The sequence below is a fragment of the Streptomyces sp. WAC 01529 genome, assembly GCF_003945545.1.
GTDB lineage: Bacteria > Actinomycetota > Actinomycetes > Streptomycetales > Streptomycetaceae > Streptomyces > Streptomyces anatolicus.
Genome location: NZ_CP029617.1, coordinates 7,497,918 through 7,511,009, shown reverse-complemented (window position 1 = coordinate 7,511,009; position 13,092 = coordinate 7,497,918). Strand labels below are relative to the sequence as shown.

The window sequence follows — 13,092 nt, the reverse complement described above, 5'->3', positions numbered from 1 at the left end:
AGTTCGCCGCAGAAGGAAGGCAGGACGAAGGCAGAAGGAAGCGCCCCGGCCGAGGACGGCCGGGGCGCGGGTGCTGCTCATGTGGGGCTGACGCCGAACGCGCGCTAGGCGACGGGCGCCGCCTCCTGGTCGCCGCTGTCGGCCGCCGCGGCCCGCGGTCCCTCCACGGCCTCCTCGGGCCAGCCGCCGTCCGGTACGACCGCGACGCCGCGCCACCAGGGCGCGGCCGGCACGTTCGGCGCACCGGGCTCGAAGGGCTCGCCGGGGCAGGGCAGCGCGAGCGCGGTGCCCGCGGCGCGGGCCGCGGCGAGGGTGCCCTCACCGGGCTCCGACCACGGGTGCGGGGCGAGGTTGAACGTCCCCCAGTGGATCGGCAGCATCAGCCCCTGCGGCCGCCCGCCCTGGAGGTCCAGGTGGGCCCGCATGCCCTCCTCGGGCGTCATGTGGATGTCCGGCCAGAACTCGGAGTAGGCGCCGATCTGGATCATCGTGACGTCGAAGGGGCCGTACTGGGCGCCGATGTCGCCGAAGCCGGAGAAATAGCCCGTGTCCCCGCTGTGGTAGACGCGGTGCTCGGGTCCCGCGACGACCCAGGAGGCCCACAGCGTGTGCTGGTGGTTGCGCAGGCCGCGGCCGCAGAAGTGCCGGGCGGGCGTGGCCGTCAGGGTCAGCCCCGCCACCTCGGCCGACTCGTGCCAGTCCAGCTCGCGGAGCCGGTCGGCGGGCACGCCCCAGCGCTCCAGGTGGGCGCCGACGCCGAGCGGCACAGCGAACACCGTGCCGGTACCGGCCAGCGCCTTGATCGTCGGCATGTCCAGGTGGTCGTAGTGATCGTGCGAGATGACGACGGCGTCGACCGGGCCGAGGGCCGCCAGGGGCACCGGCACGGGATGCAGCCGCTTGGGCCCCGCGAAGGAGAACGGGGAGCACCGCTCGCCCCACACCGGGTCGAAGAGCACGCGCCGCCCGTCGATCTCGGCGAGGACGCTGGAGTGCCCCATCCAGGTGATCCGCAGTCCGTCGGCCGGCGGCTTGGCGAGGTCCGCGAGGGTCGTGGCGTGCACCGGGATCGGGGCGGCGGGGCCACGGCGTACGCGCTCCTCCTTGCGGAAGTAGATCTTCGCCAGCTCCATGGTGGATCCCGAGGGCCTGGTCCGGGCGCCTACGGGGTTCTGGAAGGACCCGTCGGCCACGGAGAAGTTCGGCGACCTGCGGATCCGCGCCAGCCGCGCGCCGGCCGGGTCCGCGCCGAAGGCGGGGGACCGCAGCGAGCGGAGCCCGGGGATCAAGGACCGGGACACGGGACCTCCTGAAAAGGTGGGCAGGGTTCCTATTATGTCCACGCCGTTTATGTCGACGCCGTCCGGGCGGCGGCGCACGCGGGCGCGCCCTCCCGCGCCCGCGCTCAGGCCGCGGACCGCGTGTCCGGCGTGCGGCGCCGCAGGGCGGGATCGCGAAGGGCGGGCGGGTCGAAGTAGAGGTCGTGGGGGTCCAGCGTGACGCCCGGTGGCACGATCTCGTCGATGCGGTCCAGTACGTCGTCGCCGAGGACGGTGTCCGCTCCGGCGAGGAGGTCGTCGAGCTGCTCCATGGTGCGCGGGCCGAGCAGCGCGGAGGAGACGGCGGGGTGGCCGACGACGAACGCCATCGCCATGTGGGTCAGGGAGACGCCGGCCTCCTCGGCGAGCGGGATCAGCTTCTCCACGGCGTCGAGTTTGCGCTCGTGGGTGAAGCGGGCGCGCTCCATGGCGACGCGGCCGCCGGTGGGCTGGTGCCCCTTGCGGTAGCGGCCGGTGAGGAGGCCGCTGCCGAGCGGGCTCCACACCAGTACGCCCATGCCGTACCGCTCCGTCAGGGGCAGTACGTCCCGCTCGGCGCCCCGCGCGATGATCGAGTACGGCAGCTGCTCGGTCCGGAAGCGCGCGAGGGCGCGGTGCTCCGCGATCCACTGCGCCTCGACGAGCTGCGCGGCGGGGAAGGTGGAGGTGCCGATCGCGCGCACCTTGCCGCTGCGCAGCAGGTCGGTGAGGGCGGACAGGGTCTCCTCGATGTCCGTGGAGGGGTCGAGGCGGTGGATCTGGTAGAGGTCGATGTAGTCGGTCCCCAGGCGGCGCAGGGAGTCTTCCACCGCGCGCACGATCCAGCGGCGCGAGCCGCCCGAGGTGTTGGGGCCGGTGGCCGAGGGACTGGCGTTGCCCACCTTGGTGGCGAGCACGATGTCGTCGCGCCGCCCCTTGAGGGCCTTGCCGACGATCTCCTCGGACTCGCCCCCGGAGTACACGTCGGCGGTGTCGACGAGGTTGATGCCCGCGTCGAGCGCCTTGTGGATGATCCGGATGGATTCGCCGTGGTCGGGGTTGCCCCAGGCGCCGAACATCATCGTGCCGAGGGCGTACGGGCTGACCTTGATGCCGGTCCGTCCCAGTTCGCGCATCCTCATGTGCTGCTCCTACCGCTCGGATCACTAAAGGTACGGCGTTCTCTTATTAAGAGTACAGCGTACTTTTGAGTGGTGACCGGTTGGTAGGGTGAGCGATGTGGTGACGCAGCCGACCTCAGCCGACGATCAGCCGGGCTTCCGACGCGCACGCAGTCCGGAACACAAGGCGCAGCGCCGGCAGGCCATCCTCGACGCCGCCCGGGGCCTCGCCACGGAACGCGGGGTGCGCGCGGTCACCCTCGGGGACATCGCCCGCGAGGTGGGCCTGACCAAGTCGAACGTGCTGCGCTACTTCGAGACCCGCGAGGCGATCTATCTCCACCTGTCCGCCGCGGGCTACCGGGACTGGGCCGCGCGCGTCCAGCAGGCGGTACGAGCCGGCCAGCCGGAACCACTCGCCCCCGCCCGCCTCGCCGGCCTCCTCGCGGACAGCCTCGACGCCGACCCGCTCTTCTGCGATCTGCTCAGCGACACGGCGGCCACGCTGGAGCACAACGTCTCACTCGACGCCGTGCGCACCTACAAAGAGGCGTCCACCTCGGCGGTCCACACCCTGACCGCCGCCCTCACCGGCCCGCACACGGGCCTGGGCGCCGAAGCGGCGCAGGACCTCATCCTCGCCACCGCGCTGCTCACCGCGAGCACGTGGACGGCCACGCACCCCTCGGCCACCCTCATCGAGCTGTACCGCGCCTCCCCCGAACTGGGCGCCCTGGCGGCCGACTTCGCCCCCGAGCTGGCCCGTCTCCTCACCCTCGTCGTCCGAGGTCTCCGGGCACCGGCCTGACGCGCTAGAGCGGCAGCAGGTCCGGGCGCTTCGCCGCCACATGGTCGCCCGAGCTCTCGCCCCGGATGCGCCGGCCGATCCACGGCACCAGGTACTCGCGCGCCCAGTGGACGTCGTCGCGCCGCAAGTCGAGCGTGCCGCGCGGCGGCAGCGGCGGCCACGCCTGGTCGGGGTCCGCGGGCACTTCGAGGCCGAGGACCTGGGCGGCGCGCAGCGCCACGCGGGTGTGGCCCTCGGCGGAGAGGTGCAGCCGGTCGCCGTCCCACGCGCGGCGGTCCTGGACCGTCTTGAGGGACCACAGGTCGAGCACCGGGCAGCCGTAGCGGTCGGCGATCGCGCGGACATGCATGTTGTACGTGGCGATCTTGCCGCGCAGACGCCTGAGGACGGCGACGCCGCGGGTGTCGAACCCGGTGGTCACCATGACCGTGCCGACGGCCGACGTGAGGTCGGCGACGGCCCGCTCGAAGCGCTCGGCGACCTCGTCGGGGTCGGTGCCGGGGCGGATGATGTCGTTGCCGCCCGCGCAGAACGTCACGAGGTCGGGGGCGAGCTCCTTGGCGCGCGGCACCTGGTCCGCGACGATCTGGTCGAGGAGCTTGCCGCGCACGGCGAGGTTGGCGTACCGGAAGGTGTGTTCGGGTACCCGGTCGTCCAGCAGGACGGCGAGACGATCCGCCCAGCCGACGAACGTGCCGTCGGGGCCCGGGTCGCCCACGCCTTCCGTGAAGCTGTCGCCGACCGCTGCGTAGGAGTTGAATACGCCGTTGTTGTAGGGGTGATTGACGAAGGTTGTCGACTCTGCTCTCACGGAGTCACATCCTTCACCTCCCTAAGTGACTTACGCCACCGTAGGGAGGGGTTGACGGGGCGTGAGATAAGCCACCGGTCAAGATTCACCCAAAGCCGGAATACGCCGTGTGGCGGAAAATACGTGGGCCGCAGGGCGCCATTGCTCCCCCGAACCCGTGTCGTATCGTCGAAGGCGTCTTCACCGGCGAGCCGCGCCGGCAGCAGAGCCCCGAGGAGAGCCCGTGACGCAGCAAGCCCCGCCGCCAGAGCTGTCAGAGCCCGAGCTGGCCGGCGTGCGCAACTTCCGTGACGTGGGCGGACTGCCGACCGTCGACGGCCGCCGGGTCCGCCCCGGCCGGCTCTTCCGCAGCGGTCACCTGGCGCACGCCACCGCGTCCGACACGGCGTTCCTCACCTCGCTGGGCCTGCACACGATCTTCGACTTCCGCAACGCCGCCGACCAGCGCCTCGAAGGCCCCGACGTGGCGCTGCCCGGCGTGCGCAACGTGAACCTGCCGCTGACCGATCCGGCCGACGGCGCCGAGTTCTGGAAGATGGTCCGCGACGGCGATCTCGACCAGCTGCGCGCCATCCTCTCCGACGGCAAGGCCGCCGGCCGGATGGCGGCCTCGTACCGCACGATCATCAAGGAGCGCACGGCCGAGCACAGCCGGGTGCTGCACGCGCTCGCCGAGGGCAGCGTGCCCGCGCTGATGCACTGCGCGGCGGGCAAGGACCGCGCCGGCCTGTCGATAGCCGTCACCCTGCTGGCCGTGGACGTCGAGCGCGACGCCATCGAGGCGGACTACCTGGCGTCGAACGCGGCTCACCGCCGCTACAAGGTGCGCCGCACCAGCGACTCGCCGAACGCGATGTCCCCCGAGGTCATGGAGTTGCTCAACCCCCTCTTCGACGCGCGCGCCGAGTATCTGGCGGCGGCCTTCGAGACGATCGAGGAGACCTGGGGCGACACGGACACGTACCTCGCCGAGGGCCTCAAGGTGACGCCCGAGACCCGCGAGCGGCTGCGCGAGCGCCTTCTCGACTGAGCCGGGACGCGGCCCGACCGGTCCCTACTTGTTCTGCGCCCCCAGCTCGAAGAGCAGATAGACGAAGGCCGCGAAGATGTGGCCGACCGCCACATAGATGATCAGCCGGACCCAGAGCGCCCGCGGGAACTTCTCCTCCATCGTGTTCTCGGCGGGCCGCTCCGGTCGGGCGGTTCCCTGCGGCTCGGGCTCGGTCATGTCGGCTCTCCCTGGGTGGGGCCACCGAGGCACAGCGCGGTGGCGGGGCTCTGCAACAAGGTGTGTACGAAGAGGAGGTCGGCGCCGCCCCGGTCGGCGGCGGCGATCCGGTGCGGGGTCAACGAGTCGAAGTGCGCGCTGTCGCCCGGCGCGAGGAGGTGCGCGGTGTCCCCGAGGCGCAGCCGCAGCCGCCCGCCGATGACGTACAGCCACTCCTCGCCGGGATGGACGCGCACGATGTCGCCCTGCGCCCCGTAGGGGACGTGTACGCGCAGCGCCTGCATGCCGCGGCCCGGGGCGCCCGCCTGCCAGTAGGTCCAGCCGCCCGCGCGGGTCGGCTCCATGTCGGCGCCCCGCACGACCGCGTCCCGGTCGGCGACCGTCTCGCCGAGCAGCTCGGAGACCGTCGTACCGTAGACGCGGGCGAGCGCGAGCAGCATCGGCAGTGAGGGCTGGCGCTGCCCGGTCTCCAGGCGGGACAGATGGGCGGGCGAGAGCCCCGCGGTGCGGGCGGCGGCCTCCAGCGTGAGGGAGGCGCGGCGGCGCAGCTCGCGCAATTGCGGCGCGACGGCGGGCAGGGCTTCGGCCGGGCCTGCCTCGCTTGGCTCGGGCGGCGACTCGGCGGACTCGGCGGGGCTCATACGCCGATTCAGCCAGAGCCTTGCCTCTCGGGCAACTTTCTTGCCCGAGAGGCAAAAACCCGGAAGGCACGCCTCAGCGGTTGCCGACCGCCTGCTTCACCAGCGTCTTGCCGAAGTCCCACATCAGCCCGCCACCGCTGTGCGCCTCGTCCATGACCGCGATGAACGCCTCCACGAAACGGTCCACCTCCCGCTCCCCCACCGTCAAAGGCGGGATCAGCTTGATGACCTCCAGGTGATCGCCGGAGACCTGGGTGAGGATGCGGTGCTTCTGCAGCAGCGGCACGACGACCATCTGTGCGAAGAGGCCCTTGCGGGCGGCCTGGAGCATCGACCAACGCCCGCGCAGCTTCAGCGACTTGGGCCGCCCGAACTCGATGCCGACCATGAGTCCCCGGCCGCGCACCTCACTCAGCAGCTCATAGCGGTCGACCAGCGCGGCGAGCCGGGTCTTCAGCAGCTCCCCCGTCACCCGGGCGTTCTCGACGACCTTCTCGTCCTCCATGACGGCGAGGACGGCGAGCCCCGCCGCCATGGCCTGCGCGTTGGAGCCGAAGCTCGCCGAGTGGACGAGCACGCGGTCCATCGACGAGTAGACCTTCTTGAAGATCCAGTCCTTGCCGAGGGTGGCGCCGACCGGCACATAGCCGCCCGACAGCGCCTTGGCGACGCAGACCAGGTCCGGTTCGACGCCTTCCTCGTGCTGGTAGGCGTAGAAGTCACCGGTCCTGCCGAGGCCCGTCTGCACCTCGTCGGCGATCAGCAGCGCCTTGTGCCGGTGCAGCAACTCCTGTGCGGCGCGCAGATATCCGGGCGGTGCGGCGTGCACGCCCTTGCCCTGGACGGGCTCGACGATCAGCGCGGCGACGTCGCCGTGCCGCAACTCCTCGCGCAGCGCGTCCAGATCGCCCAGCGGCACGGCGGTGTCGGGCAGCAGCGGGGCGAAGCCGTCCCGGAAGCCGCTCTCGCCGTTGACGGAGAGCGACCCGGTGGTCAGCCCGTGGAAGGCGTGCGCGCAGTACAGCACGCGCGGCTTCCCCGTCGCGTACCGGGCGAACTTCAGCGCGGTCTCGACGGCTTCCGTGCCGCTGTTGCCGAAGAAGACCCGGTCCAAGTGCGGGCTATGGCTCAGCAGTCGCTCGGCCAGCAGGCCCGGCAGCGGCTGGCAGTCGAAGCGGGTGAGGTCGGCGAGGGAGGCGTCGAGGACGTCGTGCAGCGCCTTGCGCACGACGGGGTGGTGCCGGCCGAGCCCCATCACGCCGAAGCCCGCCAGCATGTCGAGGTAGTCGTTGCCGTCGGCGTCCCAGAAGTACGCGCCCTCGGCCCGCTCGTAGACCTTGTCGAAGCCGATGGTGTGCAGCATGCGCGGCAGCTGGTGATTGAGGTGCCTGGCGTGCAGCTCGTACCGCTCGGCGCCCCGCTCGGCGAGCAGCCTGCCGAGGTCGAACTCCTTGGTCATACGCTGTACTCCTTGCCTGGACCCCGCGCCCCCGCACCCTGCTCCCCCACGCTCTCCTTCACCGCCAGCGTGGCCCCGATCCTTCCCGCGATCTCGACCGGCGTGAGCCCGAGGTCGGCCAGGACCTCGCTGCGCTTGGCGTGCGCGAGGAACTGCTCCGGAATGCCGAACCGCCTTACCGGTACGTCCACTTCGGCGTCCCCGAGCGCGAGCGCGACGGCGGAGCCGACCCCGGCGGCGCGGCTGTTGTCCTCGACGACCGCCACGACGCGGTGCCGCGCGGCGAGCCCGGGCAGCTCGTCGTCGACCGGCTTGACCCAGCGCGGGTCGACGACGGTGCAGCGCAGCCCGCGCGCCCGGAGCAGCTCGGCGGCCTGAAGACAGACCGGCGCCATCACCCCGACCGCCACGAGCAGTACGTCGGGCTCGTCGTCCCGGAGCAGTACGTCCATGCCGCCGACCCGGTCCACCGCGGGGATCGCGGGCCCCACCGCCTCCTTGGGGAAGCGGACGAGCGTCGGCGCGTCGTCCACCGCGACCGCCTCCCGCAGCTGCGCGCGCAGCTGATCGGCGTCACGTGGCGCGGCGATCCGCAGACCCGGCACGACCTGGAGGACCGAAAGGTCCCACATGCCGTTGTGCGAGGCCCCGTCCACGCCGGTGACCCCGGCGCGGTCCAGCACGAACGTCACCCCGCAGCGGTGCAGCGCGACATCCATGAGGAGCTGGTCGAAGGCGCGGTTGAGGAAGGTGGCGTAGACGGCCACGACGGGGTGGAGGCCGCCGGTGGCGAGTCCGGCGGCCGATACCGCCGCGTGCTGCTCGGCGATGCCGACGTCCCAGACGCGGTCCGGGTAGGTCTCGGCGAACTTCTTCAGGCCGACCGGCCCCAGCATGGCGGCGGTGATGGCGACGACGTCCTCGCGCTCGGCGCCGATGCGGACGATCTCGTCCCCGAACACCGAGGTCCAGGAGGGCCCGCCCGCGGGGGCGAGGGGCTCGCAGGTGAGCGGGTCCATGGCGCCGACGGTGTGGAAGCGGTCGGCCTCGTCCGCGAGCGCGGGCTCAAAGCCCCGGCCCTTCTCGGTGAGGCAGTGGATCAGGACGGGCCCGTGGAAGCGTTTCGCCCGGCGCAGGGCCGACTCGACGGCACCGATGTCGTGTCCGTCGATCGGCCCCACGTACTTGAGCCCCAGGTCCTCGAACATGCCCTGCGGCGCGAAGGCGTCCTTGAACCCCTTCTTGGCGCCGTGCAGCGACTCGTAGAGCGGCTTTCCGACGACGGGGGTGTGCTGGAGTATGTCCTTGCCCCAGGCGAGCACGCGTTCGTAGCCGTCGGTGGTCCGCAGCGTGGCGAGGTGGTTGGCGAGGCCGCCGATGGTCGGGGCGTAGGACCGTTCGTTGTCGTTGACGACGATGATCAGCGGCCGGTCCTTCGCGGCGGCGATGTTGTTCAGCGCCTCCCACGCCATGCCCCCGGTCAGCGCGCCGTCCCCGATGACGGCCACCACATGGCCCCGCTCGCCGAGCACCTGGCGCGCCTTGGCCAGCCCGTCCGCCCAGCCGAGCGCGGTCGAGGCGTGGCTGTTCTCGACGATGTCGTGCACGGACTCCTCCCGCGAGGGATAGCCCGACAGGCCGCCCTTGCCGCGCAGCTTGGAGAAGTCCTGACGTCCGGTCAGCAGCTTGTGTACGTAGCTCTGGTGGCCGGTGTCCCACACGATGCGGTCGACGGGTGAGGCGAAGACCCGGTGCAGGGCGACGGAGAGTTCCACCACCCCCAGGTTGGGCCCGAGGTGACCACCGGTTCTGGCGACCGCGTGCACCAGGAACTCCCGGATCTCCTCGGACAGTTCGTCGAGCTCGGCCCCGGTCAGTGCCTTCAGGTCGCGCGGCCCCCGAATGGTGTCGAGAATGGTCATGCTCGGGCCCCCTCTCTGGTTCGTCGGTCAGCCGCGGCTTCCCGCGACCGTCTCGCGGGCGGCGCGGATGGACTCCTTGAGGGATCCCATGGTGGCGAGGACGGCGGTCGGCTCGTAGCCGCAGTGCGCCATGCAGTTGGCGCAGCGCGGGTCCTTGCCGCGGCCGTACTTGTCCCAGTCGGTCTCCTCGATGAGTTCCCGGTACGTCGGGACGTAGCCGTCGCTCATCAGGTAGCAGGGGCGCTGCCAGCCGAAGAGCGAGTAGTTCGGAATCGCCCAGGCGGTGCACGGGAAGTCCGCCTTGCCCTCCAGGAAGTCCAGGAAGAGCGGCGAGTGGTTCAGCCGCCAGCGGCGGCGGTTGCCGCCCGAGAAGGCCTTCCTGAAGAGTTCCCGGGTCTGCTCGACGCCCAGGAAGTGCTCCTGGTCGGGCGCCTTCTCGTAGGCGTAGGCGGGCGAGAGCATCATCTCGTCGACCTTCAGGTCGTCATTGAGGAAGTTCAGCACCTCGATGATCGTCTGCGGGGTGTCGGTGTTGAAGAACGTGGAGTTGGTGGTGACGCGGAAGCCGTGCTTCTTGGCCTCCTTGATGGCCTCCACCGCCTCGTCGAACACGCCTTCCTTCGCGACGGACTCGTCGTGCCGCTCCCGCATGCCGTCGATGTGCACGGCGAACGCGAAGTACGGCGACGGCGTGAACTTCTCCAGCTTCTTGCGCAGCAGCATGGCATTGGTGCAGAGGAAGACGTACTTCTTCTTGGCCACCAACTGACGCACGATCTCATCGATCTGAGGGTGCATCAGCGGCTCGCCGCCGGCGATGGAGACCATCGGCGCACCCGACTCCAGGACGGCGCCCACGGCCTGGGCGACCGGCATGCGCTGCTTGAGCACACCGGCCGGGTGCTGGATCTTCCCGCATCCCTCGCACTTGAGGTTGCACGCGAAGAGCGGTTCCAACTCGACGATCAGGGGGAACTTGTCACGCTTGCGGAGCTTCTGTTCAAAGAGATACGTAGCGACCTTGATGGTCTGGCGCAGCGGCATGGCCATCTGGCTCACCTCCGGGGGAGCAAAGAGGAACGGTGCCATTCGAAGAAAGCGGGAAGCACGGCACGAAGGACGCGGAACGCTGATATTCCACCGCGCACGGTGCCGATGCGGACGAGTTCGTGCTGCGGGGCGTCCACGACCACCCGGACGGCGGCAACGGGCCGCTCTCCGGCGCGTACCGCGCTGCGCAGCGTGGCGGCGGACTCCATGTCCACGGCGATCGCCCCGGTGGCCAGCAGGGCGCCGCGCTCGGGGCCGCGCACGACGTGGTCGGAGCCGGTGAGCGGACCGGTGTGCACGGTGCGCCCGGGCAGGGCCCGCGCCAGCTCATCGACCAGCAGCTCCGTGCCCGTGCACAAGGTACTGCCGTGCGCGTCCCTGGTCTCCTCGGCGACGACGAGGTCACCGGGGTGCATGCCGGGGGCGAGCCCCGCGCAGAAACCGGTGGCGAGGACGCACGCGTCCCGCAGCGGCTCCGTACCGAGCGCCCCGCCGACGGCCCGCTCGGCATTCTCGGGCCCCATGCCGGTGCGCAGCACGGTCATGGCTCCCGGGGCGCCGCCGCGGTCGCCGGTGCGCAGCGCGAGGCGTTCGATGCCGAGCGCGCAGGCGATCAGCAGCGGTGCGGGGCCCGGCCGACGGGCCGGGGCCTCGCTCATCAGCTCCCCTTGGACGTGTGACCGGGGCCGTCCGCGAACGGTTCGCCGTTGACGTACCTGCCGAGCGCGGTGAGCGGGAACACCTGCCGGTAGAGGTGGTAGTTGATGGAGAAGTCCCAGGGGAAGCCGGTCCCGGTGAAGTACGGCTCGTCCCAGGAGCCGTCCTCGCGCTGGGTCCGGGCGAGGAACGTCACGCCCCGCTCCACGGAGGCGGCCTCGCGCTCGCCCGCCGCCAGCAGCGCGAGCAGCGCCCAGGCGGTCTGCGAGGCGGTCGACGTGCCGTGTCCGACCCAGCCCCGGTCGCGGTAGGAGCGCAGGTCCTCGCCCCAGCCGCCGTCGTCGTTCTGCACCGACTCGAGCCAGCTCACGGCGCGGCGGATCGAGGCGTGCGCGGCGGGCAGCCCGGCCGCGATCAGCGCGGGCACCACCGACCCGGTTCCGTATACGTAGTTGACGCCCCAGCGCCCGAACCAGGCACCGTTCGCCTCCTGTTCGGCGAGCAGCCACGCGATGCCGCGCCGGGTGCGCGGATCGTGGGACATGCCCTCGACGGCGAGCATCTCCACGACGTGCCCGGTGACGTCGGCGGACGGCGGGTCGATGACCTCGCCGAAGTCGCAGAACGGCAGCCGGTTGGGGAAGGGGCTGGTGTTGTCGACGTCGAAGGCGGCCCAGGCGCCGTTCCTCGACTGCATCCCGAGGGTCCAGCGCACCCCGCGCTCGATGGCGTTGTCCACCCGCTCCTTGTCCGGGTGCGCGACCCGGCGCAGCGCGAGGACGACCTCGGCGGTGTCGTCGATGTCGGGGTAGTTGTCGTTGTGGAACTCGAACGCCCAGCCGCCCGGGGTCAGTCCGGGCCTGCGCACCGACCAGTCGCCGGGCCGCACGACCTGCTCGCCGAGCATCCAGTCGGCGGCCTTGACCAACTGCGGGTGGTCGGCGGGGAGTCCGGCGTCGGCGAGGGCGATCGTCGCGAGGCAGGTGTCCCACACGGGCGACTGGCAGGCCTCGATCATCCGGGCGCCGTCCTCGCGCCGGACGGCGAACCGGTCGAGCGAGGCGAGCCCGGCCTTGAGCACCGGGTGCTCAAGGTCGTAGCCGAGCAGGTGCAGCGCGATGATCGAGTAGACCGCGGGCGGCTGGATCCCGCCCCAGCAGCCGTCGTTCTCCTGCCGTTCGATGATCCAGCGGGCCGCGCTGTTCATCGCGGCCTTGCGCAGCCGTCTCGGCGCGACCTTGTGGTAGACGTGCAGCGCCTTGTCGAGCCGCTGGAAGACGCCGTCCCAACTCGCCACGGGCGCCAGTGCTCTGGCCGGGTTCGGCTCGCCCGCGTCGGTGTGCAGCTCGTCCAGCGCGAAGGGCGCGGGGCGCACGGGCCGCTTGGCGGAGACGATGGTGAGCGGCACTATCGTCTGCCTGGCCCAGCAGCCGAAGTCGTAGATGTTGAGCGGGACCCACGAGGGGAAGTAGATGAGTTCCGGGGGGAGTTCGGGCAGGTCGTCCCAGTTCCACCAGCCGAAGAGGGCGAGCCAGATGCGGGTGAAGACGCGGCTCGCGGCGATGCCGCCCCGGTCCCTGACCCACTCGGCGGCCTTGGCCATGTGCGGCTCGTCGGGCCGGTCACCGGCCAGGCGCAGCGCGACGTACGCCTCGATGGTGGTGGAGAGTTCGCCGGGGCCGCCGAAGAACGTGGCCCAGGTGCCGTCCTCGCGCTGCTCACCGCGGATGAAGAGCGCGGCGGCGCGCGTGGTGTGCTCGTCCCTGATGCCGAGGAACTGCCGCAGGAGGAGGTCCTCGGCGTCCATGGTCACATTGGTCTCGAGGTCGCCCTTCCACCAGCCCTCGGCGTCCTGACGGGAGAGCAGGAAGTCGGTCGAGCGCTGTATGGCGCGCGCGGCGGCGTCCCGTGCGCCCGCCGACGCGGCGATCGTGTCGGTGGACTGGCTGGCCGAGGCCGCGCGGGGCGTCACCGCTCCGGTGCTTCCGTCGGTCGTCGCTGTCATGGCTTCCCCTTCGTGCAGTCGGTTCCTCTGCTCTGGGTCCGCCGTCGGCCGACGCGCTGGGCGCCGGCCGGCGACTGCGAGTCATATCTGGC

General features: G+C 71.5%; 12 protein-coding genes. 2 read left to right on the top strand and 10 right to left on the bottom strand.

The window, feature by feature from the left end; genetic code table 11:
* Positions 1–104: 104 nt before the first annotated feature.
* Complete coding sequence (locus tag DMA15_RS33315) at positions 105–1,301, bottom strand: MBL fold metallo-hydrolase (protein WP_125516395.1); 1,197 nt, start codon at positions 1,299–1,301, stop codon at positions 105–107.
* A gap of 104 nt (positions 1,302–1,405) precedes the next feature.
* On the bottom strand, positions 1,406–2,440 hold the full coding sequence (locus tag DMA15_RS33310; RefSeq protein WP_125516394.1) for an aldo/keto reductase: 1,035 nt from the start codon (positions 2,438–2,440) through the stop codon (positions 1,406–1,408).
* A 100-nt stretch (positions 2,441–2,540) separates the two neighbouring features.
* Here DMA15_RS33310 and DMA15_RS33305 point away from each other — a divergent pair, with 100 nt between their 5' ends.
* On the top strand, positions 2,541–3,227 hold the full coding sequence (locus tag DMA15_RS33305; protein ID WP_164551880.1) for a TetR family transcriptional regulator: 687 nt from the start codon (positions 2,541–2,543) through the stop codon (positions 3,225–3,227).
* 4 nt (positions 3,228–3,231) lie between these two features.
* Here the strand turns inward: DMA15_RS33305 and DMA15_RS33300 are convergent, their stop codons facing one another.
* Complete coding sequence (locus DMA15_RS33300; RefSeq protein ID WP_125516392.1) at positions 3,232–4,038, bottom strand: SGNH/GDSL hydrolase family protein; 807 nt, start codon at positions 4,036–4,038, stop codon at positions 3,232–3,234.
* A 223-nt stretch (positions 4,039–4,261) separates the two neighbouring features.
* On the opposite strand from DMA15_RS33300, the gene DMA15_RS33295 reads away from it, so the two are divergent.
* Positions 4,262–5,068: a tyrosine-protein phosphatase gene (locus tag DMA15_RS33295; RefSeq protein WP_125516391.1), complete on the top strand. Its 807-nt coding sequence runs from the start codon at positions 4,262–4,264 to the stop codon at positions 5,066–5,068.
* 24 nt (positions 5,069–5,092) lie between these two features.
* On the opposite strand, the gene DMA15_RS33290 is transcribed toward DMA15_RS33295, so the two are convergent.
* The 7 genes from DMA15_RS33290 to shc form a co-directional block, all read right to left on the bottom strand.
* Positions 5,093–5,209: a DUF6126 family protein gene (locus tag DMA15_RS33290; protein WP_125518172.1), complete on the bottom strand. Its 117-nt coding sequence runs from the start codon at positions 5,207–5,209 to the stop codon at positions 5,093–5,095.
* A gap of 53 nt (positions 5,210–5,262) precedes the next feature.
* On the bottom strand, positions 5,263–5,907 hold the full coding sequence (locus DMA15_RS33285) for an XRE family transcriptional regulator (protein ID WP_125516390.1): 645 nt from the start codon (positions 5,905–5,907) through the stop codon (positions 5,263–5,265).
* 73 nt (positions 5,908–5,980) lie between these two features.
* Positions 5,981–7,366, bottom strand: coding sequence for an aspartate aminotransferase family protein (locus tag DMA15_RS33280; protein WP_125516389.1), 1,386 nt, complete (start codon positions 7,364–7,366; stop codon positions 5,981–5,983).
* Positions 7,363–9,288: a 1-deoxy-D-xylulose-5-phosphate synthase gene (dxs, locus tag DMA15_RS33275; RefSeq protein ID WP_125516388.1), complete on the bottom strand. Its 1,926-nt coding sequence runs from the start codon at positions 9,286–9,288 to the stop codon at positions 7,363–7,365. Before dxs ends, DMA15_RS33280 begins: the two co-directional genes overlap by 4 nt.
* A 27-nt stretch (positions 9,289–9,315) precedes the next feature.
* A complete protein-coding gene (hpnH, locus tag DMA15_RS33270) occupies positions 9,316–10,338 on the bottom strand; it encodes an adenosyl-hopene transferase HpnH (protein WP_125516387.1) in 1,023 nt (340 codons plus the stop codon).
* Positions 10,339–10,343: 5 nt separating this feature from the next.
* Positions 10,344–10,997, bottom strand: a complete 654-nt coding sequence (locus DMA15_RS33265) for a 1-hydroxy-2-methyl-2-butenyl 4-diphosphate reductase (protein ID WP_125516386.1) — start codon at positions 10,995–10,997, stop codon at positions 10,344–10,346.
* Positions 10,997–13,000 carry a squalene--hopene cyclase gene (gene shc / locus DMA15_RS33260; RefSeq protein ID WP_125516385.1) on the bottom strand — a complete coding sequence of 668 codons (2,004 nt, stop codon included), beginning with the start codon at positions 12,998–13,000 and terminating at the stop codon, positions 10,997–10,999. The genes DMA15_RS33265 and shc overlap by 1 nt, the downstream gene beginning before the upstream one ends.
* Positions 13,001–13,092: the final 92 nt, after the last annotated feature.

Bases quoted from the DNA above. Each gene is read 5' to 3' on its own strand.
- DMA15_RS33265 (WP_125516386.1), bottom strand. From the start codon at position 10,997: ATGAGCGAGGCCCCGGCCCGTCGGCCGGGCCCCGCACCGCTGCTGATC.
- DMA15_RS33310 (WP_125516394.1), bottom strand. From the start codon at position 2,440: ATGAGGATGCGCGAACTGGGACGGACCGGCATCAAGGTCAGCCCGTAC.
- hpnH (WP_125516387.1), bottom strand. From the start codon at position 10,338: ATGGCCATGCCGCTGCGCCAGACCATCAAGGTCGCTACGTATCTCTTT.
- DMA15_RS33285 (WP_125516390.1), bottom strand. From the start codon at position 5,907: ATGAGCCCCGCCGAGTCCGCCGAGTCGCCGCCCGAGCCAAGCGAGGCA.
- DMA15_RS33280 (WP_125516389.1), bottom strand. From the start codon at position 7,366: ATGACCAAGGAGTTCGACCTCGGCAGGCTGCTCGCCGAGCGGGGCGCC.
- dxs (WP_125516388.1), bottom strand. From the start codon at position 9,288: ATGACCATTCTCGACACCATTCGGGGGCCGCGCGACCTGAAGGCACTG.
- shc (WP_125516385.1), bottom strand. From the start codon at position 13,000: ATGACAGCGACGACCGACGGAAGCACCGGAGCGGTGACGCCCCGCGCG.
- DMA15_RS33290 (WP_125518172.1), bottom strand. From the start codon at position 5,209: ATGGAGGAGAAGTTCCCGCGGGCGCTCTGGGTCCGGCTGATCATCTAT.